We start from the raw sequence: 23,645 nt of genomic DNA, 5'->3' as shown, positions 1-23,645 counted from the left end.
CCCTCACCCGAAGAAGTTCCGTACGTGCTCCAGTCCCTCGACGAGGGCGTCGACCTCCGCGGGGGTGGAGTACAGATAGAACGACGCCCGCGTGGTCGCCGGAATTCCGTAGCGCAGGCAGACCGGGCGTGCGCAGTGGTGTCCGACGCGGACCGCGATGCCCTGTTCGTCCAGTACCTGGCCCACATCGTGCGGGTGGATGTCCCCCAGCACGAAGGAGATCGCGGCGCCCCGGTCCTCGGCCGTCGTCGGACCGATGATCCGCAGGTCCGGGACCTCCAGCAGGCGCTGCACCGCGTATTCGGTGATGGCGTGCTCATGGGCCCAGATCTTGTCCATGCCGATGGCGTTGAGGTAGTCCACGGCCGCGCCGAGGCCGACGGCCTGGGCGATCGGGGGCGTACCCGCCTCGAACTTGTGCGGCGCCGGGGCGTACGTGGAGGACTGCATCGAGACGGTTTCGATCATCTCGCCGCCGCCGAGGAACGGCGGCAGGTCCTCGAGCAGCTCCTGGCGGCCCCACAGCACGCCGATGCCGGTCGGGCCGCACATCTTGTGGCCGGTGAAGGCCACGAAGTCGGCGCCGAGCGCCTGCACGTCGAGCGGCATGTGCGGCGCGGCCTGCGAGGCGTCGATGAGGACCAGCGCGCCGACGTCCTGGGCACGCCGGACGATCGCGTCGACCGGGTTGATGGTGCCCATGATGTTGGAGACCAGGGTGAACGAGACGATCTTCGTCTTCTCGGTGATCACCTGGTCGATGTTGGAGAGGTCGAGCCGGCCGTCGTCGGTCAGCCCGAACCACTTCAGCTTCGCGCCGGTGCGCTGCGAGAGCAGCTGCCACGGAACGATGTTGGAGTGGTGCTCCATCTCCGTGATCACTATCTCGGTCTCGCGGTCCACCCGGTAGGGCTCGTCGGCCCAGCCCAGCATGTTCGCCACGAGGTTGAGTGACTCCGAGGCGTTCTTGGTGAAGATCACCTCGTCACGGCTCGGCGCGTTGATGAACGCGGCGACCTTGTCGCGCGCGCCTTCGTAGAGCGCCGTGGCCTCCTCGGCGAGCACATGCACGCCACGGTGGACGTTGGCGTTGTGCTGCTCGTAGTACGCGTTCAGCGCGTCGAGCACCTGGCGCGGCTTCTGCGAGGTCGCAGCGTTGTCCAGGTACACGATCTTCTTGCCGTCGTGGACCATGCGGTCCAGGATCGGGAAGTCCTTGCGGATCGCCTCGGTGTCGAGGAGGCCATGCAGTGGTGTCACGCGGAAGCGCCGCCCTTCGTGCTGTATGCCTCGTAGCCCTCGTTCTCCAGCTTGTCGGCCAGCTCGGCGCCGCCGGACTCGGCGATGCGGCCGTTCGAGAAGACGTGAACGAAGTCGGGCTTGATGTAGCGCAGGATGCGGGTGTAGTGGGTGATCAGCAGCGTGCCGACCTCGCCGGTCTCGCGGACGCGGTTGACGCCCTCGGAGACCTGGCGCAGCGCGTCGACGTCCAGACCGGAGTCCGTCTCGTCGAGGATCGCGATCTTCGGCTTGAGAAGCTCCAGCTGAAGGATCTCGTGGCGCTTCTTCTCACCGCCGGAGAAGCCCTCGTTGACGTTGCGCTCGGCGAAGGCCGGGTCCATCTGGAGCTGCTCCATCGCGGACTTGACCTCCTTGACCCAGGTGCGGAGCTTGGGAGCTTCGCCGCGGATCGCGGTGGCCGAGGTGCGCAGGAAGTTGGAGACCGAGACTCCGGGGACCTCGACCGGGTACTGCATGGCGAGGAACAGGCCGGCGCGGGCGCGCTCGTCGACGGTCATCGCGAGGATGTCCTCGCCGTCGAGCGTGACGGTGCCGCTGGTGATCGTGTACTTCGGGTGGCCGGCCACCGAGTAGGCCAGGGTCGACTTGCCGGAGCCGTTGGGGCCCATGATGGCGTGCGTCTCGCCCTGCTTCACGGTCAGGTCGACGCCGCGGAGGATCTCGCGGGGGCCGTTCTCGGCCTCGACGGAGACGTGCAGGTCGTGGATCTCAAGCGTTGCCATGGGTGCCTCAGGACTCCTGGGTGACGGAGACGAGCACGTCGTCGCCGATGATCTTTACGGGGTATACGGGTACGGGCCGCGTGGCCGGCAGCCCGGACGGCTTGCCGGTGCGCAGGTCGAAGCTGGAGCCGTGCAGCCAGCACTCGATCTGACAGTCCTCGACCTCGCCCTCCGAGAGGGAGACGTTCGCGTGCGAGCAGATGTCGTTGATCGCGAACACCTCGCCCGCGGTGCGCACCAGGGATACCGGTGTGCTGTCGATTTCGACGCGCTTGGGCGTGTCGTCCTCCAGCTCGCTCAGCGAGCAGGCGACGACGAAACCTTGGGCACCTTGAGCCGTGGTCATCAGACGGACGCCTCCAGCTCCGCGTCGATCTTCGCCATCAGGCGCTCTTCGAGGTCGGGCAGACCGATCTGCTGGACCAGCTCGCCGAAGAAGCCGCGCACGACCAGCCGGCGGGCCTCGATCGTCGGGATGCCGCGGGACATGAGGTAGAAGAGCTGCTCGTCGTCGAAGCGGCCGGTCGCGGAGGCGTGGCCGGCACCGGCGATCTCGCCGGTCTCGATCTCCAGGTTCGGGACCGAGTCGACCCGCGCGCCGTCCGTGAGGATCAGGTTGCGGTTGAGCTCGTAGGTGTCGGTGCCCTCGGCGGCGGCGCGGATGAGGACGTCGCCGATCCAGATCGCGTGCGCGTCCTTGCCCTGCAGCGCGCCCTTGTACGTGACGTTGCTGCGGCAGTGCGGCGTGTCGTGGTCGATGAAGAGCCGGTGCTCCTGGTGCTGGCCCTCGTCGGTGAAGTACAGGCCGAACAGCTCGGCGTCGCCGCCCGGGGCGCCGTAGACGACCCGCGGGTGCAGCCGGACCAGGTCGCCGCCGAAGGTGACGATCACGGACTTGAACCGGGCGTCGCGGCCGACCAGCGCGGTGTGCTGGGCGACGTGCACCGCGCTGTCGTCCCAGTCCTGGACCGAGACGACGGTGAGCTTGGCGCCGTCGCCGATCAGGTACTCGACGTTGGCGGCGAGCGTGGCGTCACCGGTGTGGTCGATGACCACGACGGCCTCGGCGAAGGCACCGATCTCGATGATCTGGTGGCCGTAGGCGGTGCCGCCTTCGCCGTGCACGGCGATCCGGACCGGCTCGGTGAGCACGAGGTCCTTGGGGATCGAGACGACCGAGGCCTTCTCGAAGGAGCTGAACGCCTGGGCCACGACCCGGTCCGCGGGCTTGCCGGCCTTGCCGACGCGGGCGTCGGTGCGGTCCACCGTCTCGACGGTGACGCCCTCGGGGGCGGTCACGTCGACCCGGAGGCCGCCGTTCGCCTTCGCGGTGCCGTCGTGCAGGCCGCGCAGCCGCTCCAGGGGAGTGAAACGCCACTCCTCCTCGCGACCGTGCGGCACCGGGAAGTCGGCCACGTCGTAGGACGGCGCGGCGCTGACCCGGGCATCGGCGGGGTGACCCACCGTGATGGCACCTTCGGTGGTGCTGCCGGCAGGGATGTTGTCAGCCATGGCTTGTCGTACTGCTCTCTTTCTGGAGGAACGTCGTCGCGTCGCCGGTGGGCAGGCCGTCGGTCCGTCCGGGTGCGCGGGCGCACCCGGACGGGGACGTCGTACTAGCCGACGGAGCCTTCCATCTGCAGCTCGATCAGGCGGTTCAGCTCCAGCGCGTACTCCATCGGCAGCTCACGCGCGATCGGCTCGACGAAGCCGCGCACGATCATCGCCATCGCCTCGAACTCCGTCATACCGCGGCTCATCAGGTAGAAGAGCTGGTCGTCGGAGACCTTGGAGACGGTCGCCTCGTGGCCCATGGAGACATCGTCCTCACGGACGTCCACGTACGGGTACGTGTCCGAGCGGGAGATCGTGTCGACGAGCAGGGCGTCACAGAGCACGTTGGACTTGGCTCCGGCCGCGCCCTCGCCGATCTCGATGAGACCGCGGTAGGAGGTACGGCCGCCGCCGCGCGCCACGGACTTGGAGACGATGTTGGACGACGTGTTCGGCGCCATGTGCACCATCTTCGCGCCGGCGTCCTGGTGCTGGCCCTCGCCCGCGAAGGCGATGGACAGGGTCTCGCCCTTGGCGTGCTCGCCCATCAGGTAGACGGCCGGGTACTTCATGGTCACCTTGGAGCCGATGTTGCCGTCGACCCACTCCATCGTGGCGCCCTCGTAGGCGACCGCGCGCTTGGTGACCAGGTTGTAGACGTTGTTCGACCAGTTCTGGATGGTCGTGTAGCGGCAGCGGCCGCCCTTCTTCACGATGATCTCGACCACGGCGCTGTGCAGCGAGTCCGAGGAGTAGATCGGCGCGGTGCAGCCCTCGACGTAGTGGACGTAGGCGTCCTCGTCGACGATGATCAGCGTCCGCTCGAACTGGCCCATGTTCTCCGTGTTGATACGGAAGTAGGCCTGCAGCGGGATGTCGACGTGGACGCCCTTGGGGACGTAGATGAACGATCCGCCGGACCACACGGCCGAGTTCAGCGAGGCGAACTTGTTGTCGCCCACCGGGATGACGGTGCCGAAGTACTCCTGGAACATCTCCGGGTACTGCTTCAGCGCCGTGTCGGTGTCGAGGAAGATGACGCCCTGCTCCTCCAGGTCCTCACGGATCTGGTGGTAGACGACCTCGGACTCGTACTGGGCGGCGACACCGGCGACGAGACGCTGCTTCTCGGCCTCCGGGATGCCCAGCCGGTCATAGGTGTTCTTGATGTCCTCGGGCAGATCCTCCCAGGAAGCGGCCTGCTTCTCGGTGGAGCGCACGAAATACTTGATGTTGTCGAAATCAATGCCGCTGAGGTCCGAGCCCCAGGTCGGCATGGGCTTCTTGCCGAACAGTTTCAGACCCTTGAGCCGCAGCTTCAGCATCCACTCCGGCTCGGATTTCTTCGCGGAGATGTCGCGCACGACATCCTCGTTGATTCCACGCCGGGCGTTGGTGCCGGCGTCGTCCGAGTCGGACCAGCCGAACTCGTACGTGCCCAGCCCATCGAGTTCCGGGTGCGTGGTCTCCGTGGGAGCAGTCATGCGGGGTTCCTCCCGGCCGTACTGGCGGATGCGTTGTTCACTGCGGTATCGGTATTCACTGCGGTACCGGCCTGCTGTCTCTGCTGGTGTTGCGGGTGCTGCGGGATGTACGTCGTGCAGACGCCGTCGCCGTGGGCGATGGTGGCCAGCCGCTGGACGTGGGTTCCCAGCACGTGGGAGAAGACCTCGGCCTCCGCCTCGCACAGCTGCGGGAACTCCTCGGCGATGTGCGCCACCGGGCAGTGGTGCTGGCACAGCTGCTCGCCGGCGGGCTCCCGCGCGCCGGAGACGGCCGACGCACTGCGGGTGGTAGCAGCGTACCCGTCCTCACTCAAGGCCTTGGCGAGCGCCTGGGTGCGCTGGGCGGGGTCCGCCGCGTCGACGGCGGCACGGTAGCGGTCCGCCTGCTTGGCGACCCGGGCCCGGGCGAACGCGGTGACCGCGGCATCGCCCAGCTCCCCGCCACCGGCGGACTGCGCGATCCAGCGCAGCGCGTCGGCCGCGATCTGGTCGTAGGCCTGGTCGAAGGCGTCGCGCCCGCAGTCGGTGAGCGAGAAGACCTTGGCGGGGCGTCCTCGGGTGCGTGCCCCGTAGACCCGCTGCTCACGCGGCTCGACGATGTTCTCCGCGACGAGGTGGTCCAGATGGCGGCGGACGGCGGCCTGGGTGAGGCCCAGCCGCTCCGCCAGGTCGGCGGTGGTCGAAGGACCGTGGTCCAGGATGGACCGGGCGACCCGGTTGCGGGTACTCCGCTCCCCGGTCGTCTGCTCCTCCTGGGCCGCGCCGACGTTTTTCACAACTTCATTGTTGCGTAATTCATCAGGCCCCGGCAACCCATGCCGGATTCCACTCCCGGTGGAGTTCGTCACTTAGGTAAACCTAAGTTTACCTGCGGAATTGCTGAATCAAGATCTTTTCTCCGCGCTTTCCGTCCGGCCGCCGGGCGTCCCGCCCCGGGCGGGTTCTGGGCACCGACCGGCGCTCCTTAGACTCACAGGCATGCGAAGCGGCAGCACCAGTCAGTCACCGGCGGTCGAGATCGCCGGCCTGGTCAAGCGGTACGGAGACAAGTCCGCGGTGGACGGTCTGGACCTGACGGTGCCGGCCGGCTCGGTGACCGCCGTGCTCGGGCCGAACGGCGCGGGCAAGACCACCACCGTCGAAACCTGTGAGGGCTACCGGCGCGCCGACGCCGGGAGCGTCCGGGTGCTGGGCCTCGACCCGGCCACCCAGGGCGCCGCGCTGCGGCCGCGCATCGGAGTGATGCTGCAGTCCGGGGGCGTGTACCCCGGGGCGCGCGCCGAGGAGATGCTGCGGCACACCGCCGCGCTGCACGCCCGCCCGGTGGATCCCGCGCTGCTCATCGAGCGGCTCGGCCTGGAGTCCTGCGGCCGCACCCCGTACCGCCGGCTGTCCGGCGGGCAGCAGCAGCGGCTCGCACTCGCCATGGCCGTCGTCGGCCGGCCGGAACTGGTCTTCCTCGACGAGCCCACCGCCGGCCTCGACCCGCAGGCCCGCCGCGCCACCTGGGACCTCGTACGGGAGCTGCGCGCCGACGGGGTGACCGTCGTCCTCACCACCCACTTCATGGACGAGGCGGAACAGCTCGCCGACCAGGTCGTGATCATCGACCACGGCCGGTCCATCGCCCACGGCACGCCCGAGGAGCTGTGCCGGGGCGGCGCCGAGAACACCCTGCGCTTCACCGGCCGCCCCGGCCTCGACCTCGTCTCGCTGCTCAAGGCGCTGCCGGACGGCACCGCGGCGGCCGAGCTGACGCAGGGCAGCTACCGGATCGAGGGCGCCGTCGATCCCCAGCTGCTCGCCACCGTCACCTCCTGGTGCGCGCAGCACGGCGTCATGCCGGACCGGCTGGCGGTCGAGCGCCGCACCCTTGAGGACGTTTTCCTCGATCTGACCGGCAAGGAGCTGCGGGCGTGACGACGGCAGAGAACACGGCAGCGGACACGGCATCCGGAGCGGGCGGAACATTCGTTCCCGACCCGGGCGCGGCGCCGCTGTCCCGCATGATCGGCGCGCAGACGGCGTTCGAGACGAAGATGCTGCTGCGCAACGGTGAGCAGCTGCTGCTGACCGTCGTGATCCCGGCCCTGCTGCTCGTCCTGTTCAGCGCCGTCTCGATCGTCGACACGGGTACCGGCAAGGCCGTCGACTTCCTGGCTCCCGGCATCCTGGCGCTCGCCGTGCTGTCCACCGCGTTCACCGGCCAGGCCATCGCGACCGGCTTCGAGCGCCGCTACGGCGTGCTGAAGCGGCTCGGCGCCTCGCCGCTGCCGCGCTGGGCGCTGATGACCGCGAAGACCGGCTCGGTGCTGGTCACCGAGGTGCTGCAGATCGTGCTGCTGACGGCGATCGCGTTCGCGCTGGGCTGGTCGCCGCACGGAAACCCGCTCTTCGTGGTGCTGCTGCTCGTGCTGGGCACCGCCGCCTTCTCCGGGCTCGGCCTGCTGATGGCCGGCACGCTCAAGGCGGAGGCGACGCTCGCCGCCGCGAACCTCGTCTTCCTGCTGCTGCTGGTCGGCGGCGGGATCATCGTGCCGCTGGACAAGTTCCCCGGCCCGGCGCAGGACGTGCTGGCGCTGCTGCCGGTCTCCGCCCTGTCCGACGGGCTGCGGGACGTGCTGCGGGACGGCGCGGGCATGCCCTGGGGCAATCTCGCGATCCTGCTGGCCTGGGCGGTCGTGGGGCTCGGCGCGGCGGCGCGCTTCTTCAAGTGGGAGTGACGGGGGCCGGCGCCGCCCCCGTCCGGAGCCCGTTCAGCCCGGCATGATGCAGTCGACGAAGCGGGCGAACTTCTTGTCGTGCGAGCCCGCGGCGACGAACGCGTCGGCCGGGTGGTCGACGATCCGGCACATGTCGTAACGGACGCTGGTCGGCAGCTGCGCACCCGCGGCGGGCCGGTACTGGTGGGCCCCGGAGAGCTGGCACATGTCGTACCGCACCAGCGGGCCGCTCGCGCCGATGTTGTAGCGGTGCGCGGTGAGGCCGTCGGAGTACTGCTTGTACGACTGGGACGTGTCGTCGCAGTCGTTGAAGTGCACCGTGCCGCTGCTCCACTCGCAGTCGATGACCACGACCGAGGGGTCGCGTATCTCGAAGCGGATGTCCTCGGCGTGGAAGCGCTGCACGGAGTCGAAGTGCGAGGCGCGCGGGAAGCGGAAGAAGGCGCTCTCGAACCCGTACTCCGGGTGCGGCGTGGGGCGGCGGCCGGTGATGATGTAGCTGCCGCTGCGGCAGGTGATCGAGCCGCCGTAGGGGAACTCCAGGAAGTTGCCCCACTCGTAGGTGACCGTCATGTCGGTGAACCAGTAGTTGAGGAACTGGTCCTGCTGCTCGCGCTTCTCCGACCGCTGGGAGAGCCCGGAGTACAGGAACGCCTTGCGGTAGGCGCCGCCCACCCGGCAGGCCTCCCAGCGCATCTCCGAGTTGTTGTTGCTGCCGTCCAGGGCGAGGCCGTACTCCCACTCCCCCATCCACTCGCATTCGGAGAAGCGGTAGTTCTGGGCCCAGCCGGTGGAGTACGAGGAGAAGAACGAGGCGCCGGGCGTGCCCGAGGTGAAGCGCAGGCCCTCGAACGAGATGTTGCTCCACATGTTGTTGTTGCGGCACAGGTAGGCGTCCTTGGGCGACTTCGGCGCGAAGACGATCTCGCTGATCCGCATCCCGCCGCCGCGGAATCGCAGGCCGCTCGCGCGCTTGTCCGCCTTGTCACCGGCGAGCAGCGCACCCGGCTTCGTGATCAGGTACACCCCCGGCGGCACGTCGATCACGGTGTGCCCCACACCGTTCGAGATCCGTGACTCGGCGTAGGCGTACGCGGCGGCGAAGGCCGCGCTGTCGTCCGTCCTGCCGTCGCCCTTGGCCCCGAAGTCCGCCATGACGTCCGCCACACCGGGATGGTCGGAGTTCTCCGACGCCGCCGCGGGGGCGTTCCACTCCCCGCTCGCGTATCCCGCGATGCCCGCTCCCGCGACCACCGCGGCGCCCCCGTAGAGCATTCTCCGCCGGTTGACCGAACCGCTCTTGTCGGTTGTCATATTTCCCCCAGTCGCGGATCCTCCGCTCGATGTTAAGTGTGCCCGGCGCCTCCCGACCCCCTCGTGAAAAGTTGCACAAGCCGCCGCTTACGATGGGCGCGTGCCGAAGTTGCCCGAAGTCGCCCGTAATCCGCTCGCCTATCTCGACCAGCGCTGGACTCCGTCCGCCGTGACGGTCCGCCGGGCGACGCTGGCCGCCCTGGTGATGTCGGTGGTCATCGTGGCCACCGGTGGCGCGGTGCGGCTGACCGGTTCGGGGCTGGGCTGCCCGACCTGGCCCACCTGCAACGGGGACAGCCTGCTGGGCACCCGTGCGATGGGCATCAATCACACGATCGAAGTCACCAACCGCCTGCTGACGTACGTGCTCAGCGCGGCCGTCGGCTGGGCGATCGTGGCCGCCCGCTGCGCGAAACCGCACCGGCGCAGCCTGACCCGGCTGGGCTGGGCGCAGTTCTGGGTGGTGATGGGCAACGCGGTGTGGGGCGGCCTGACCGTGCTGACCAAGCTCAACCCGTACATCGTCTCCACCCACTTCCTGCTCAGCACCGCGCTCATCACCGTCGCGGTCCTGATGTGGCAGCGGGCCCGTGAGGGCGATGCGGAGCCCCGCCCGCTGGTCGGCAAGCCGGTACAGCAGCTGGCCTGGGTGCTGACCGCCGCGAGCGCGGCGCTGATCGCGGCCGGCACGATCGTGAGCGGTGCGGGCCCGCACCCCGGCGCCTCGTCCAAGGTGCACCGGATCGACCTCGACTGGAAGACCGTCGCGCAGCTGCACGCCGATCTCGCCTGGGTCGTGGTGGCCCTCACGCTCGCGCTGTGGTTCGTGCTGCGCGCCGTGGACGCGCCGGCCGGGCCGAAGGCCCGTACCCGGGACCTGTTCGTCGTACTGATGGCGCAGGGCGTCATCGGCTATGTGCAGTACTTCACGCACCTGCCGGAGGTGCTGGTCGGGCTGCACATGCTCGGTTCGGCGCTGATCTGGATCGGGGTGCTGCGGGTCGTGCTGTCGATGCGCGAACGCCCGTCGGTACAGCCCGGCATCCCGGGCCCGGCGCAGTCCGGGTCAGCGCTCGCGTCCACGGCCTGACCCGGCGCGGTCCGCGCGCCGCTCCAGCCCGTAGACCCGCCGCGCGTTCCCCGCGGCGATCATGCCCGCGACGCGCCGCGCGTCGGACGGCGTCCAGGCCCTGTCGGCCACCCGGTCGGTGACCAGCCGCTCCAGCGCCTCGCGGAAGAACCGGGCCCCGGTCACGTACAGCTCGGGCAGCGCGTACGCCCCGGTCGAGAAGAGCACCTTGCCGAAGGGCGCCAGCTCCAGTGTCTCGGCCAGGGCCGGCGCCGCCGGCGCGGAGCCGATGTCCGTGTGGACGTGCGCGAACGCGGCCGCCAGCCGGGCGGCCGGCCGGTGGTTCGGGAAGCTCCGTAAGAGCACCACATCGGTGCCGAGACCCGCGGTGGCGCGCAGAAACCCGGTGAGCCGCAGCGGGTCGGCGCCCGCCGGGCCGCGGATCTGCAGCGGCAGGCCGGTCGCGACGGCGTTCCACACCAGATGGCGCAGCAGCACCGGGTCGTCGAGCGGTTCACCGGCCGTACGTCCCGCCAGCCAGGCGCCGGCCGCGCGCCGTACCAGGCCGGCGTCGGGCGGCCCGGCCGGGAATCCGGGCGGACAGGTGTCGGACACCGAGAACGCGACGGCCGTCCGTGCCGCTCCGTGCACCGCCTCGGCGACATTGGTGAGGAACGCACCCGCGGTCCCCGAGGTGTCGGCGACCTGCTGCGCCAGCGGTTCCAGCCGGACGATCTCGTACGCCGCGGCGGCGGCCGCCGCGCCCAGTTCCTTGGGCGAGGTGAGGTCGGCGGGCAGTGCGGCGGACCCCGGACCAGCGGCGCCGTCCCGGGCTCCGGCTCCCACCGCGGCGTCCACCAGATAGCCGCCGATCCCGGTGCCGCGCAGCAGCAGCCGGGTGGCCTCGTACGCGCCCAGCTCCCGGCGCCCCGCCAGGTAGTGCGCGGGGGTGCAGTGCGGTTCCAGGCCCAGCAGGGGCGGGCACCAGCGGCGGACGGCGAAGCCGGCGGGACTGTCGAAGAGCGTGGTGCCGGGCGCGGCGGCCCCCGTGAGGAGCGCCTCGAACGAGCCGAGGCCCAGCTCCCCGGGGACGACCCCGTGGCAGTGCGCGTCCACCAAAGGTGGCAGCTCCAGCATCACTGACTCCTCGCACCGCCGGCCGGGACCGTTTCCCATGGTCCCTAACGGGCGGGCGGGGCGTCAGGTGTTGCTGGGACCGCCGATCTGGATTCCGGCCATCCGCGACCACTCGTACGGGCCGGTGCGCACCTTGGCGGCGAATTCGCCGTCGAAGTCCTCGTGCACGGTGACTCCGGCGCGCTCGACGGCCGCGACGGCCATGGCGTACGTCGGGGCCACCAGGTCGCCCCATTCGCCGTTCTCGCCGACGAGGACGATCCGGGCGCCGATCTCACCGATGTAGGCGATGTTCGCCTCGGCGCCGCCGCCGTGGCTCTTGGCGAAGGCACCGATCTGCTTCGCCAGCCTGGCGGTGCGGCGCTCGGCGCGCGGGTCCGCCTTCGGAGTCTCTTCCACGGTGTTCTGCGCGGTCTCAGCCATGAGGCAGATGCTACCCGTCGGTAATCAGTGAAGGAAAGGATCCACGGCCACGACGACGAAGAGCAGCGACAGATAGGTGATGGACCAGTGGAACAGCCGCATCTCCTTGAGCTTCGCGCCGCTGACCCCGGCCTTCGCCCGGCTGTACAGGCCGTGCGCCTCCTTGAGCCACATCGCGCCGAGCAGCACCGCGGCCACCGGGTACAGCCAGGAGGTCTCGCCCAGCGGCCACCACAGGGCCAGCGAGACGATCACCATGGCCCAGCTGTAGATGACGATCTGCCGCGCGACCACCAGGTTGCCGGCCACGACCGGCAGCATCGGCACGCCCACCCGCTCGTAGTCGTCCTTGACCTTCATCGACAGCGGCCAGTAGTGCGGCGGCGTCCACAGGAAGATCACCAGGAAGAGGACCAGCGCGGCCCACGAGACGGAGTTCGTGACCGCGGACCAGCCGATGAACACCGGCATGCAGCCCGCGATGCCGCCCCACACGATGTTCTGCGCGGTGCGGCGCTTGAGGCCGAGCGTGTACACGAAGACATAGAAGAGGATGGCCGTCAGCGACAGCGCCGCCGAGAGCGTGTTGACCAGGACCGCGAACCAGACGGTGGAGACCACCGAGAGCGTGATGCCGAAGATCAGCCCCTCGCGCGGCGACACCATGCCGGTGACCAGCGGACGCTGCTCGGTGCGGTGCATCAGGGCGTCGATGTCGCGGTCGATGTACATGTTGAGCGCGTTGGCACCGCCCGCCGACAGATAACCGCCCACGACGGTCGTCAGCACCAGCCACAGATCGGGGACGCCACCCGCCGCCAGGAACATCACCGGAACGGTCGTGATGAGCAGCAGTTCGATGATGCGTGGCTTGGTCAGCGCCACGAACGCCATGACACGAGCCGCGAACGGCCGCTGTCCGGAGCTCGTCCCGATGACCCCTGCGGGTCGGGATTCGACGGCCGTCACAAACACCCCTGGAGAGGATTAAGTCCAGCAAGTCCCGGTCCCGGACGTGAAGGTCCGGTAAGTCCTTGCGCGTACCACGCCACTGTAGACGTACGGAATACTCCGCCTGCCCCGGGGGGTGACCCGTGTTGCCGCCCGTCCTTCGCCGGGTGTTCAGGAGGCGAACGCGGCCGGGCCGGGGCAGGCTGTCAGTATCCCGGCATGCCGGGAATGGCCGTGCCAGGGTCCTGGTTGCCGGGAGTGCCGCCGGGAACGCTGCCCCGAGCAGCGGTCCGGCCGTCGTCCCGAGGGTCGAACGCTCGAAAAGGTGCACGCGCCTGCGGCGGTAGGCTCGACAACGCCGGGTAGGCGCCACGTCACCGGCATTTCGACATGTGGAGAGGAGCCCTGAACCAGGGTGAGCAGCAAGCCGACCACCACAGACCTTGAGTGGACCGATCTGGACAAGCGGGCCGTTGATACCGCTCGTGTCCTGGCCATGGATTCCGTGCAGAAGGTCGGCAACGGCCATCCCGGCACGGCCATGAGCCTCGCGCCCGCCGCGTACCTGCTGTTCCAGAAGCTGATGCGGCACGATCCGTCGGATCCCGACTGGACCGGCCGTGACCGCTTCGTCCTCTCGGCCGGTCACTCCAGCCTGACGCTCTACACCCAGCTCTACCTGTCCGGGTACGGCCTGGAGCTGGACGATCTGAAGGCGTTCCGCACCTGGGGCAGCAAGACCCCCGGCCACCCGGAGCACGGCCACACGGTCGGCGTGGAGACCACGACCGGTCCGCTCGGCCAGGGCATCGCCAACGGCGTCGGCATGGCCATGGCGGCCCGCTACGAGCGCGGCCTGTTCGACCCGGACGCGGCGGCGGGCACCTCCCCGTTCGACCACACCATCTGGGTCATCGCCGGCGACGGCTGCCTGCAGGAGGGCATCTCCGCCGAGGCGTCCTCGCTCGCCGGGCACCAGAAGCTCGGCAACCTCGTGCTGCTGTGGGACGACAACCACATCTCCATCGAGGGCGACACCGAGACGGCCGTCAGCGAGGACACCCTCAAGCGCTACGAGGCGTACGGCTGGCACGTCCAGCGCGTCGAGCAGCTGCCCGACGGCGACCTGGACCCGAAGGGCCTGTACAAGGCGCTGAAGGCGGCCCAGGCCGAGACCTCGCGGCCGTCGTTCATCGCGGCCCGCTCGATCATCGCCTGGCCGGCCCCGCACGCGCAGAACACCGAGGCCGCGCACGGCTCGGCGCTGGGTGACGCGGAGGTCGCCGCGACCAAGAAGGTGCTGGGCTTCGACCCGGCGAAGACCTTCGAGGTCGACGACGCGGTGCTGAAGCACGCCCGCGAGGTGGCCGACCGCGGCCGCGAGGCGCACGCCGTGTGGAACAAGCGGTTCCAGGAGTGGCGGGACGCCAACCCGGAGCGCTCGGCCGATTTCGACCGGATCGCCGCGGGCGAGCTGCCCGACGGCTGGGAGAAGGCGCTGCCGTCCTTCGAGACCGGCAAGAGCCTCGCGACCCGCGCCGCCTCCGGCAAGGTCCTGCAGGCGCTCGGCGCGGTCGTACCGGAGCTGTGGGGCGGCTCGGCCGACCTCGCGGGCTCCAACAACACCACGATCGACAGCGGCTCGTCCTTCCTTCCGGTGGGCAACCCGCTGCCGGGCGCCGACCCGTACGGCCGCACGGTGCACTACGGCATCCGTGAGCACGCCATGGGCTCGACGATGAACGGCATCGCGCTGCACGGCAACACCCGCATCTACGGCGGCACCTTCCTGGTGTTCTCCGACTACATGCGCCCCGCCGTGCGACTGGCCGCGCTCATGCAGCTGCCCGTCACGTACGTGTGGACGCACGACTCCGTCGGCCTCGGCGAGGACGGCCCGACGCACCAGCCGGTCGAGCACCTGGCCGTGCTGCGCGCGATCCCGGGCCTGAACATCGTCCGTCCGGCCGACGCCAACGAAACGGCGATCGTCTGGCGCGAGATCCTCAAGCGCCACGACTCCAAGCCCGCTCCGCACGGCCTGGCGCTCACCCGCCAGGGTGTGCCCACGTACGCGCCGAACGAGCACGCGGCCAAGGGCGGCTACGTGCTGTTCGACTCCGAGGGCGGCCGTCCGCAGGTCATCCTCATCGCCACCGGCTCCGAGGTGCAGCTGGCCGTCGAGGCCCGCGACGCACTGCAGGCCGACGGGATCCCGACGCGGGTCGTCTCGATGCCGTCCGTCGAGTGGTTCGAGGAGCAGGACATGGCGTACCGCGACAGCGTGCTGCTCCCGGACGTCCACGCCCGGGTCGCCGTCGAGGCCGGTATCGGCCTGACGTGGCACCGCTACATCGGCGCCCAGGGCCGGATCATCAGCCTGGAGCACTTCGGTGCCTCGGCCGATGCCAAGATCCTCTTCCGTGAGTTCGGCTTCACCGCCGACGCCGTCGCCAACGCCGCCCGGCAGTCCATCGACGCCGTCGACGCGGTCACCCGCTGACGCCCCGCACCCGACCAGTAGGAGATGTAATTTCCATGACAGACGCACTCAAGCGCCTCTCCGACGAAGGCGTCGCGATCTGGCTGGACGACCTGTCCCGCAAGCGGATCACGTCCGGGAACCTGGCCGAGCTGATCGACCAGCAGCACGTCGTGGGCGTCACCACCAACCCGTCGATCTTCCAGAAGGCGATCGTCGGCGGCGAGGGTTACGAGAGCCAGCTCACCGATCTCGCGGTCCGCAAGGTCACGGTCGAGGAAGCCATCCGGATGGTCACCACGGCGGACGTCCGCGACGCCGCCGACATCCTGCGGCCGGTCTTCGACCGCACCGAGGGCCAGGACGGCCGGGTCTCCATCGAGGTGGACCCGCGGCTGGCGCACAGCACCGCGGCCACCATCGCCGAGGCCAAGCAGCTCGCCTGGCTCGTCGACCGGCCGAACACCCTCATCAAGATCCCGGCGACCAAGGCCGGCCTGCCGGCGATCACCGAGGTCATCGGCCGGGGCATCAGCGTGAACGTGACGCTGATCTTCTCGCTGGCCCGCTACCGCGAGGTCATGGACGCCTACCTGGCGGGGCTGGAGAAGGCCAAGGCCGCCGGCCTGGAGCTCGCGAAGATCCACTCGGTCGCGTCCTTCTTCGTCTCGCGGGTCGACAGCGAGATCGACAAGCGCCTCGACAAGCTCGGCGGCGACGAGGCGAAGGCCCTCAAGGGCAAGGCCGCACTGGCCAACGCCCGGCTCGCCTACCAGGCGTACGAGGAGGTCTTCAGCTCGGACCGCTGGAACGCGCTGGAGAAGTCGGGCGCGAACAAGCAGCGTCCGCTGTGGGCCTCGACCGGTGTCAAGGACCCGGCCTACCCGGACACGCTCTACGTGACCGAGCTGGTCGCCCCGAACACCGTCAACACCATGCCGGAAGCCACCATGGAGGCCACCGCCGACCACGGCGAGGTCACCGGCGACACCATCCGCGGCACGTACGAGCAGGCCCAGGCCGAGCTCGACGCGCTGGCGGCCCTCGGTATCTCGTACGACGACGTGGTGCAGTTGCTCGAGGACGAGGGCGTCGAGAAGTTCGAGGCCTCCTGGAACGAGCTGCTGGAGTCCACTTCGGCGGTACTCAAGCGTCTGACGCCCGTGGAGGCATGAGTTGACCAGCAGCAATCCGCTGCGTGACGCTCAGGACCGGCGGCTCCCGCGTATCGCGGGGCCGTCCGGCCTGGTCATTTTCGGCGTCACGGGCGATTTGTCCCGTAAAAAGTTGATGCCTGCCGTGTACGACCTCGCCAACCGCGGTCTGCTGCCACCGGGCTTCGCGCTCATCGGCTTCGCCCGCAGGAGCTGGGAGGACGAGGACTTCGCCCAGGAGGTCCACGACGCGGTCAAGGAGCACGCCCGCACCCCCTTCCGCGAGGAGGTCTGGCAGCAGCTCGCCGAGGGCTGCCGCTTCGTGCAGGGCGAGTTCGACGACGACACCGCCTTCGAGAAGCTGAAGTCGACGATCGACGAGCTCGACAAGGCGCGCGGCACCGGCGGCAACTTCGCCTTCTACCTCTCCGTACCGCCGAAGTTCTTCCCCAACGTCGTGCAGCAGCTCAAGAAGCACGGCCTGTCCGAGGGGCAGGGCGACTCCTGGCGGCGCGCGGTCATCGAGAAGCCGTTCGGCCACAACCTGGAGAGCGCCCAGGAGCTCAACCAGCTGGTGCACGACGTCTTCCCGCCCAACGAGGTCTTCAGGATCGACCACTACCTGGGCAAGGAGACCGTCCAGAACATCCTGGCGCTGCGCTTCGCCAACACGATGTTCGAGCCGATCTGGAACCGGTCGTACGTCGACCACGTCCAGATCACGATGGCCGAGGACATCGGCATCGGCGGCCGGGCCGGGTACTACGACGGCATCGGCGCGGCCCGTGACGTCATCCAGAACCACCTGCTGCAGCTGCTCGCGCTGACCGCGATGGAGGAGCCCGGCTCCTTCCACCCGAAGGCGCTGGTCGCCGAGAAGCTCAAGGTGCTCGGCGCCGTGGAGCTGCCCAAGGACCTGGGCGCGCACACGGTACGCGGCCAGTACGCGCACGCCTGGCAGGGCGGCGAGGAGGTCGTGGGGTACCTGGAGGAAGACGGCATCGACCCCAAGTCGAAGACCGACACCTTCGCGGCGGTCAAGCTGGAGATCAACAACCGCCGCTGGGCCGGAGTCCCCTTCTACCTGCGCACCGGCAAGCGGCTCGGCCGCCGGGTCACCGAGATCGCGGTGGTCTTCAAGCGGGCCCCGTATCTGCCCTTCGAGGCCGGATCCACCGAGGAGCTGGGGCAGAACGCCCTGGTCATCCGGGTGCAGCCGGACGAGGGCGTGACGGTGCGCTTCGGTTCGAAGGTGCCCGGCACCTCGATGGAGGTCCGGGACGTGACGATGGACTTCGCCTACGGCGAGTCCTTCACCGAGTCCAGCCCCGAGGCGTACGAGCGGCTCATCCTCGATGTGCTGCTCGGCGATGCCAACCTCTTCCCCCGCCACCAGGAGGTCGAGCTGTCCTGGAACATCCTCGACCCGATCGAGAAGTACTGGGACACGCACGGCAAGCCCGCCCAGTACGCCTCGGGTACCTGGGGGCCGGCGGAGGCGGACGAGATGCTCGCACGAGACGGTAGGAGCTGGCGCCGGCCATGAGGATCGATCTGACGGACACCACGTCGTCCCGCATCAACGCCGGGCTCATCGAGGCCCGCCGCGCCATCGGCACCCCGGCCGTCGGCATGGTGCTCACCCTGGTCATCGTCACCGACGAGGGCAGCGCCTACGACGCCCTCAAGGCGGCCAGCGACGCGTCACGGGAGCACCCGTCCCGGATCCTGGCCGTCATCAAGCGGCCCGGCCGCTCACCGCGCGACCGCGCGATGGCGCGGCTGGACGCCGAGGTGCTGGTCGGCTCCGACTCGGGCACCGGAGAGACCGTCGTGCTGCGGATGCACGGCGAACTCGCCAACCACGCCGAGTCCGTGGTGCTGCCGCTGCTGCTGCCGGACGCCCCGGTCGTGGTGTGGTGGCCCGAGGAGTCGCCCGACAAGCCCGCCGAGGACCCGCTGGGACGGCTCGCGCAGCGCCGGATCACCGACGCCGCCGCGGCCGAGGACCCGGTGCTCGCCCTCGGTGAGCGTGCCGAGGCGTACGCGCCCGGCGACACCGACCTGGCCTGGACCCGGATCACGCCGTGGCGCAGCATGCTGGCCGCGGCCCTGGACCAGAAGCACTCCAGGATCGTCTCCGCGACGGTGGAGGGCGAGGCCTACAACCCGAGCACCGAACTGCTCGCGCTGTGGCTCGCCGACCGGCTGAAGGTCTCGGTGGAGCGCAAGGTCTCGGACGGGCCCGGTATCACCGGCGTCCAGCTGGTCACCGCCGACGGCGAGATCCGGCTGGACCGGGCCGACGGCCTGCTGGCCGAGCTGGCCATGCCGGGGCAGCCGGACCGTCATGTGGCGCTCAAGCGCCGCGAGACCTCCGAGCTGATCGCCGAGGAGCTGCGGCGGCTGGACCCGGACGACATCTACCGGTCGACGGTGAAGTTCGGTGTCGGCCGGCTGACCGACTCCGGTCCGAAGGACTCGGAGGAACCGGTCGAGGCGATCGAGGTGATCACCCCGGCCAAGGGCGCCAAGCAGGCCGGGACCGCCGCGGCCAAGTCAGCGGCCAAGGCTCCCGCCAAGAAGACCGTGCCGGCGAAGAAGGCGGCGACGGGCAAGGGGACGAGCTCCTGATGAGCACCCCGCAGGTCGTCGTCCACCGCGACAAGGAACTGATGGCGCAGGCCGCGGCGGCCCGGCTGATCACGAAGATCGTGGACGCCCAGGCCGCCCGCGGCTCCGCCTCGGTGGTCCTGACGGGCGGGCGCAACGGCAACGCGCTGCTCGCCGCCCTGGCCGGGTCCCCCGCACGGGACGCGGTGGACTGGGCGCGGCTGGACCTGTGGTGGGGCGACGAGCGGTTCGAACGGGAGGGTGATCCCGAGCGCAATGTCACCCAGGCCCGGGAGATCCTGCTCGACGCGGTGCCGGTCGATCCGGCGCGGGTGCACGCCATGCCCGCGTCCGACGGCGCCCACGGCCGTGACGTCGACGCCGCGGCGGCCGGCTACGCGGCCGAGCTCGCCAAGGCCTCCGGGCCGGAGGACCACGGCCCGGTGCCGACGTTCGACGTGCTGATGCTGGGGGTCGGCCCCGACACCCATGTCGCGTCGCTCTTCCCCGAGCACCCCGCGGTGCGGGAGACGGAGCGGACGGTGGTGGGGGTGCACGGAGCGCCCAAGCCGCCGCCGACCCGGATCTCGCTGACCCTTCCGGCGATCCGCTCGGCGCGCGAGGTGTGGCTGCTCGCGGCCGGTGCGGACAAGGCCAACGCGGTCGCGATGGCGTTGTCCGGCGCGGGCGAGATCCAGGCGCCGGCGGCCGGAGCACGCGGCCGCCGCCGCACGCTGTGGCTGCTGGACCGGACCGCCGCGGCGAAGCTGCCACCGCAGCTGTACCCGCCGGCTTCGGCGTAGCGGTCGTTCGGGTGTGGTGATCGGCCGCCGGCCGGGCTGGAACATCGGCCCGGCCGGCGGCCGTTCAGCTTCAGCGGCCGTTCAGCGGCCGCGCAGCTCCCGGTAGCGCCGGACCAGCGCCGCCGTGGACCCGTCCAGGCCCGGAATGGCCGCTCCCTCGCTGAGCGCGGGCTCGATCCGCTTGGCGAGCACCTTGCCCAGCTCGACTCCCCACTGGTCGAAGGAGTCGATGTTCCACACCGCGCCCTGGACGAACACCTTGTGCTCGTAGAGCGCGATCAGCTGGCCGAGCACCGACGGGCTGAGCTCGGTGGCCAGGATGGTGGTCGTCGGGTGGTTGCCGCGGAACGTCTTGTGCGGCACCAGTTCGGCGGGCACGCCCTCCGCGGCGACCTCCTCCGGCGTCTTGCCGAAGGCCAGCGCCTGGGTCTGCGCGAAGAAGTTGGCCATCAGCAGGTCGTGCTGGCCGGCGAGCGGGCCGAGTTCGCCGATGGGGTTGGCGAAGCCGATGAAGTCCGCCGGGATGACCTTGGTGCCCTGGTGCAGCAGCTGGTAGTAGGCGTGCTGGCCGTTGGTGCCCGGGGTGCCCCAGACCACCGGCCCGGTCTGCCACGCCACCGGATTGCCCTGCCGGTCCACGGACTTGCCGTTGGACTCCATGTCCAGCTGCTGCAGGTACGCGGTGAACCGCGACAGGTAGTGGCTGTACGGGAGGACCGCGTGCGACTGCGCGTCGTGGAAGCCGCCGTACCAGACGCCCAACAGGCCGAGCAGTAGCGGGACGTTCTCCTCCGGCGGGGCGTAGCGGAAGTGCTCGTCCACCAGATGGAAGCCGGCCAGCATCTCGCGGAAGTGGTCCGGGCCGATGGCGAGCATCAGCGACAGGCCGATCGCCGAGTCGAAGGAGTACCGGCCGCCGACCCAGTCCCAGAACTCGAACATGTTCGCCGGGTCGATGCCGAATTCGGTGACCTTCTCCGCGTTCGTGGACAGCGCGACGAAGTGCTTGGCGACGGCGGAGGTGTCGGCGTTCAGGCCGGTCAGCAGCCAGTTGCGGGCGGAGGTGGCGTTGGTGATGGTCTCGATGGTGGTGAACGTCTTCGAGGCGATGATGAAGAGCGTCTCGGCCGGGTCCAGGTCGCGCACCGCCTCGTGCAGGTCCGCGCCGTCGACGTTGGACACGAAACGGAGCGTCAGCCCGCGGTCGGCGTACGGGCGCAGCACCTCGTACGCCATCGCCGGGCCCAGGTCGGAGCCGCCGATGCCGATGTTGACGATGTTGGTGATGCGCTTGCCGGTGTGGCCGGTCCACTCGCCGGAGCGGATCCGGTCGGTGAAGACGGACATCTTGCTGAGGACGGCGTGGACGGCGGGCACGACGTCATGGCCGTCGACCTGGATGACGGAGGAGCGCGGTGCGCGCAGCGCGGTGTGCAGCACCGCGCGGTCCTCGGTGACGTTGATCCGCTCGCCGCGGAACATCGCGTCGCGCAGTTCGGCCACGCCGCTCGACGCCGCCAACTCACGCAGCAGCCGCAGGGTCTCATCGGTCACCAGGTGCTTGGAGTAGTCCAGGTGCAGATCACCGACCTGCAGGGAGTACCGGTCGGCGCGCTGCGGATCCTGGTCGAACAGTTCGCGCAGCCGCACCTCCCCCAGCTCTTCGCGGTGTTTGCCCAGGGCGTGCCATTCGGGCAGCTGGTCGAGCCGGGCACGGCCGTGCGTATTGGTGTCGGACATGGGTCCAAACTAATTGATGACGGCCGGTAGGAGCGCTATCACCCCGCAGGCGAAGAGCGCGGCGGCGGCGAGCGCCGGGGTGTTCAGTCCCCACGCCGCCGCCACCGCGCCGCCGAGCAGGGCGCCGAGCGGGGCCCCGGCGGTGGACAGGGTGCGGTTGGCGGCGCTGACCCGGCCCAGCAGGGCGGCGGGCGTCCGCTCCTGCATGAGGGTGACCTCGTTGACGTTCCACAGCATCCCCATGGCGCCGAAGAGCGCCAGCACGACGACCGCGACGGGCAGCGACCGTACGGTGCCGAGCACGATCAGGGCGCAGCTCTGCAGCACCAGTCCGGCCACCAGCGCTCGGGTCCTGCCCACGAGTTCGGAGATCCGGCCGGCCGCCAGACCGCCGGCCACGCTGCCGGCGCCGTAGGCGGTGAGCACCGCCGCGTAGCCGGAGTGCCCGGCGTGCAGCCACCCGGTGACGTGCAGGACCAGGGTGGCGATGAGCGCGCCCATCCCGATGTTGACGACGGTGTTGGCCGTGCAGAGTGACCGCAGGACCCGGTCCCGCCACAGCACCCGGATGCCCTCGGCGATGTCCTGCCGCAACGTTCGGCCCGGCGGGCGCGGCGCGCGCTCGCGTGGGGCCGTCCGTATGGAGGCGACCAGCGCCGCGGCGAGCAGATACGTCGCCGCGTCCACCGCGAACGGCAGCCCGGCGGAGAGGCCGATCAGCAGCGGCACCAGGGGCGCGCCCAGGAAGGTGCCGGCGATGGTCTGCCCGGTCATCAGCCTGGCGTTGGCGCGGCCGAGGCCGGCGGTGGGGACGACCGTCGGCAGCAGCGCGGTCGCGGCGTTGTCGAAGAGGGTCTGCAGCGTCGTCAGGACGAACGCCAGCACCAGCAGCAGGGCGACGCTCACCTCGTCCAGCCACACGGCGAGCGCGAAGCAGGCCATCAGCGCGCAGCGCACCGCGTCGACGGCCCACATGGCGCGCCGCTGGTCCACCCGGTCGGCGATCGCGCCGCCGAGCAGGCCGAACAGGATCCAGGGCAGGAATCCGACCGCCGTGACCAGTGAGACGAGCAGCGGGGAGCCGGTGAGCCCGACCGCGAGCAACGGCAGTGCGGCCGTGCGCAGTCCGTCGCCCAGCCGCGAGACCACCGCGGCGCTCCACAGCCGGCCGAAGCCGCCGCGCCAGGACGGCACGGCGCTCTCCACGGCCGGCCGCAGATCGCTGTCGTTCGCGGTCAAAGCTCCCCCCGGGCCAGGATGTGATCGGTCCTGGCACCGTAACGGCGGCCACTGACAACGCCCGTGGCGCCGGTGGGAATAGCCGGTTCAGAAACCGCCGCGGTGCAGCCGGCCCTCGTAGCGGGCCTCCAGAACGGCGTTGCGCTCGAATCCGCCGGGCAGGTTGGCCGAGATGTAGACCGGCGGTTCGTGCCCCTCGGCGGTCAGGATGCCGACCGCCTCGGCGACGACCATCTGCACGAGCAGCGCCGAGGTGATGGTGGAGACCCCGCACAGCGCGCCGCCGTCCGGCATCGGCAGCAGCGCGTCGCCGGCCGGCGCGCAGTTGTCGAGTACGGCGTCGGCGAGGTCGGCGAGCCGCTTTCCGCTGCTGTGCAGCGCGGGCACCGCGTGGGTGTGCTCCAGGGAGGTGAGGGCGATCAGCCGGTGCCCGGACTCCTTGACCTGGAGGGCCATGTCGACGATGGAGTTGTTGACACCGGAGTTGGAGATGATCACGAAGAGGTCCTGCGGCTGCGGGGTGGCCAGTTCGTAGAGCCGTTTGGCCAGGCCCGGGGAGCGTTCCAGCAGTGGGTCGGCGAGCACGGAGCGGTCCTCGCCGCCGCGCAGCACCAGATCGGACAGGCCGATGCGGCTGGTCGGGACGAGACCGCCGGCCCGGCCCGCGATCTCCAGCGCGGTGGCCTGCGAGTGACCGGTGCCGAAGGCGTGGACGACACCGTTGGCGGCGACGCTGTCGGCGATGAGGCGGGCCGCGGCGGCGACGGAGTCGGTGTTGGCTCCGATGGCCCGCTCGACGGCGGCGCGGCCGTGCTCGGCGAACTGGGCGGCGCTGAGCTGTGGTTCGGCCATGGCCGACCCTCCTTGGTTGAATTAACCATCACTCCGACGAATCATTGAAACAATGAGCCGAC

General features: G+C 70.1%; 21 protein-coding genes. 8 read left to right on the top strand and 13 right to left on the bottom strand.

Translation table 11 applies throughout. From position 1 onward, the window contains the following. Positions 1-3 precede the first annotated feature (3 nt). The 6 genes from LNW73_RS25380 to LNW73_RS25355 form a co-directional block, all read right to left on the bottom strand. Positions 4-1,260, bottom strand: a complete 1,257-nt coding sequence (locus LNW73_RS25380) for a cysteine desulfurase (protein ID WP_250975313.1) — start codon at positions 1,258-1,260, stop codon at positions 4-6. Next, entirely contained in the window at positions 1,257-2,024 is a 768-nt protein-coding gene (sufC, locus tag LNW73_RS25375; protein ID WP_138356351.1) for a Fe-S cluster assembly ATPase SufC, read from the bottom strand. Before sufC ends, LNW73_RS25380 begins: the two co-directional genes overlap by 4 nt. A 7-nt stretch (positions 2,025-2,031) precedes the next feature. Then, positions 2,032-2,370 (bottom strand): non-heme iron oxygenase ferredoxin subunit, encoded by a 339-nt coding sequence (locus tag LNW73_RS25370; protein ID WP_250975314.1) that lies wholly within the window; start codon positions 2,368-2,370, stop codon positions 2,032-2,034. Continuing rightward, entirely contained in the window at positions 2,370-3,536 is a 1,167-nt protein-coding gene (gene sufD / locus LNW73_RS25365) for a Fe-S cluster assembly protein SufD (RefSeq protein WP_250975315.1), read from the bottom strand. Before sufD ends, LNW73_RS25370 begins: the two co-directional genes overlap by 1 nt. A gap of 104 nt (positions 3,537-3,640) precedes the next feature. Continuing rightward, positions 3,641-5,062, bottom strand: coding sequence for a Fe-S cluster assembly protein SufB (gene sufB, locus LNW73_RS25360; protein ID WP_250975316.1), 1,422 nt, complete (start codon positions 5,060-5,062; stop codon positions 3,641-3,643). Then, a complete protein-coding gene (locus tag LNW73_RS25355) occupies positions 5,059-5,859 on the bottom strand; it encodes a helix-turn-helix transcriptional regulator (RefSeq protein ID WP_250975317.1) in 801 nt (266 codons plus the stop codon). Before LNW73_RS25355 ends, sufB begins: the two co-directional genes overlap by 4 nt. Positions 5,860-6,061: 202 nt before the next feature. On the opposite strand from LNW73_RS25355, the gene LNW73_RS25350 reads away from it, so the two are divergent. Both LNW73_RS25350 and LNW73_RS25345 read left to right on the top strand, forming a co-directional pair. Further along, positions 6,062-7,003, top strand: coding sequence for an ABC transporter ATP-binding protein (locus LNW73_RS25350; RefSeq protein WP_250975318.1), 942 nt, complete (start codon positions 6,062-6,064; stop codon positions 7,001-7,003). Between the two features lie 86 nt (positions 7,004-7,089). After that, a complete protein-coding gene (locus LNW73_RS25345) occupies positions 7,090-7,806 on the top strand; it encodes an ABC transporter permease (RefSeq protein ID WP_250980110.1) in 717 nt (238 codons plus the stop codon). Between the two features lie 33 nt (positions 7,807-7,839). Here LNW73_RS25345 and LNW73_RS25340 read toward each other — a convergent pair whose 3' ends face one another. Continuing rightward, entirely contained in the window at positions 7,840-9,120 is a 1,281-nt protein-coding gene (locus LNW73_RS25340; protein ID WP_250975319.1) for a glycoside hydrolase family 55 protein, read from the bottom strand. 100 nt (positions 9,121-9,220) lie between these two features. On the opposite strand from LNW73_RS25340, the gene LNW73_RS25335 reads away from it, so the two are divergent. Then, positions 9,221-10,210, top strand: a complete 990-nt coding sequence (locus tag LNW73_RS25335; RefSeq protein ID WP_250975320.1) for a COX15/CtaA family protein — start codon at positions 9,221-9,223, stop codon at positions 10,208-10,210. Here LNW73_RS25335 and LNW73_RS25330 read toward each other — a convergent pair. From LNW73_RS25330 to LNW73_RS25320, 3 genes are all read right to left on the bottom strand, one after another. Beyond that, positions 10,187-11,326: an amidohydrolase gene (locus LNW73_RS25330; RefSeq protein WP_250991488.1), complete on the bottom strand. Its 1,140-nt coding sequence runs from the start codon at positions 11,324-11,326 to the stop codon at positions 10,187-10,189. The genes LNW73_RS25335 and LNW73_RS25330 overlap by 24 nt on opposite strands. Positions 11,327-11,389: 63 nt before the next feature. Beyond that, on the bottom strand, positions 11,390-11,749 hold the full coding sequence (locus LNW73_RS25325; protein ID WP_138356343.1) for a hypothetical protein: 360 nt from the start codon (positions 11,747-11,749) through the stop codon (positions 11,390-11,392). A 24-nt stretch (positions 11,750-11,773) separates the two neighbouring features. Next, positions 11,774-12,718: a heme o synthase gene (locus LNW73_RS25320; RefSeq protein ID WP_250975322.1), complete on the bottom strand. Its 945-nt coding sequence runs from the start codon at positions 12,716-12,718 to the stop codon at positions 11,774-11,776. Between the two features lie 397 nt (positions 12,719-13,115). Here LNW73_RS25320 and tkt point away from each other — a divergent pair, with 397 nt between their 5' ends. Genes tkt through pgl form a run of 5 tightly spaced genes read left to right on the top strand, consistent with a single transcriptional unit; the run spans position 13,116 to position 19,752 of the window. Continuing rightward, entirely contained in the window at positions 13,116-15,203 is a 2,088-nt protein-coding gene (gene tkt / locus LNW73_RS25315; protein WP_250975323.1) for a transketolase, read from the top strand. Between the two features lie 35 nt (positions 15,204-15,238). Then, positions 15,239-16,357, top strand: coding sequence for a transaldolase (gene tal / locus LNW73_RS25310; RefSeq protein WP_250975324.1), 1,119 nt, complete (start codon positions 15,239-15,241; stop codon positions 16,355-16,357). A gap of 1 nt (position 16,358) precedes the next feature. After that, positions 16,359-17,882 carry a glucose-6-phosphate dehydrogenase gene (zwf, locus tag LNW73_RS25305; protein WP_250975325.1) on the top strand — a complete coding sequence of 508 codons (1,524 nt, stop codon included), beginning with the start codon at positions 16,359-16,361 and terminating at the stop codon, positions 17,880-17,882. Then, positions 17,879-18,970, top strand: a complete 1,092-nt coding sequence (opcA, locus tag LNW73_RS25300) for a glucose-6-phosphate dehydrogenase assembly protein OpcA (RefSeq protein ID WP_250975326.1) — start codon at positions 17,879-17,881, stop codon at positions 18,968-18,970. Before zwf ends, opcA begins: the two co-directional genes overlap by 4 nt. Then, the gene (gene pgl, locus LNW73_RS25295) at positions 18,970-19,752 is read left to right on the top strand and encodes a 6-phosphogluconolactonase (protein ID WP_250975327.1); all 783 of its coding nucleotides are present in this window, start codon (positions 18,970-18,972) and stop codon (positions 19,750-19,752) included. The genes opcA and pgl overlap by 1 nt, the downstream gene beginning before the upstream one ends. 81 nt (positions 19,753-19,833) lie before the next feature. Here the strand turns inward: pgl and pgi are convergent, their stop codons facing one another. The 3 genes from pgi to LNW73_RS25280 form a co-directional block, all read right to left on the bottom strand. After that, complete coding sequence (pgi, locus tag LNW73_RS25290; protein WP_250991487.1) at positions 19,834-21,492, bottom strand: glucose-6-phosphate isomerase; 1,659 nt, start codon at positions 21,490-21,492, stop codon at positions 19,834-19,836. Between the two features lie 9 nt (positions 21,493-21,501). After that, complete coding sequence (locus tag LNW73_RS25285; protein WP_250975329.1) at positions 21,502-22,731, bottom strand: MFS transporter; 1,230 nt, start codon at positions 22,729-22,731, stop codon at positions 21,502-21,504. An 87-nt stretch (positions 22,732-22,818) separates the two neighbouring features. Then, positions 22,819-23,583 carry a sugar isomerase domain-containing protein gene (locus tag LNW73_RS25280; RefSeq protein ID WP_250975330.1) on the bottom strand — a complete coding sequence of 255 codons (765 nt, stop codon included), beginning with the start codon at positions 23,581-23,583 and terminating at the stop codon, positions 22,819-22,821. Positions 23,584-23,645: the final 62 nt, after the last annotated feature.

The organism is Streptomyces sp. RKAG337 (assembly GCF_023701715.1).
Taxonomy (GTDB): domain Bacteria; phylum Actinomycetota; class Actinomycetes; order Streptomycetales; family Streptomycetaceae; genus Actinacidiphila.
The sequence above is the reverse complement of the archived record's forward strand: the minus strand, read 5'-3'. Positions and strand labels throughout refer to the sequence as shown.

Coding starts and splice junctions, on each gene's coding strand:
- sufC (WP_138356351.1), bottom strand. CDS start 2,024: ATGGCAACGCTTGAGATCCACGACCTGCACGTCTCCGTCGAGGCCGAG.
- LNW73_RS25370 (WP_250975314.1), bottom strand. CDS start 2,370: ATGACCACGGCTCAAGGTGCCCAAGGTTTCGTCGTCGCCTGCTCGCTG.
- sufD (WP_250975315.1), bottom strand. CDS start 3,536: ATGGCTGACAACATCCCTGCCGGCAGCACCACCGAAGGTGCCATCACG.
- sufB (WP_250975316.1), bottom strand. CDS start 5,062: ATGACTGCTCCCACGGAGACCACGCACCCGGAACTCGATGGGCTGGGC.
- LNW73_RS25350 (WP_250975318.1), top strand. CDS start 6,062: ATGCGAAGCGGCAGCACCAGTCAGTCACCGGCGGTCGAGATCGCCGGC.
- LNW73_RS25345 (WP_250980110.1), top strand. CDS start 7,090: ATGATCGGCGCGCAGACGGCGTTCGAGACGAAGATGCTGCTGCGCAAC.
- LNW73_RS25340 (WP_250975319.1), bottom strand. CDS start 9,120: ATGACAACCGACAAGAGCGGTTCGGTCAACCGGCGGAGAATGCTCTAC.
- LNW73_RS25330 (WP_250991488.1), bottom strand. CDS start 11,326: ATGCTGGAGCTGCCACCTTTGGTGGACGCGCACTGCCACGGGGTCGTC.
- LNW73_RS25325 (WP_138356343.1), bottom strand. CDS start 11,749: ATGGCTGAGACCGCGCAGAACACCGTGGAAGAGACTCCGAAGGCGGAC.
- tal (WP_250975324.1), top strand. CDS start 15,239: ATGACAGACGCACTCAAGCGCCTCTCCGACGAAGGCGTCGCGATCTGG.
- opcA (WP_250975326.1), top strand. CDS start 17,879: ATGAGGATCGATCTGACGGACACCACGTCGTCCCGCATCAACGCCGGG.
- pgl (WP_250975327.1), top strand. CDS start 18,970: ATGAGCACCCCGCAGGTCGTCGTCCACCGCGACAAGGAACTGATGGCG.
- pgi (WP_250991487.1), bottom strand. CDS start 21,492: ATGTCCGACACCAATACGCACGGCCGTGCCCGGCTCGACCAGCTGCCC.
- LNW73_RS25280 (WP_250975330.1), bottom strand. CDS start 23,583: ATGGCCGAACCACAGCTCAGCGCCGCCCAGTTCGCCGAGCACGGCCGC.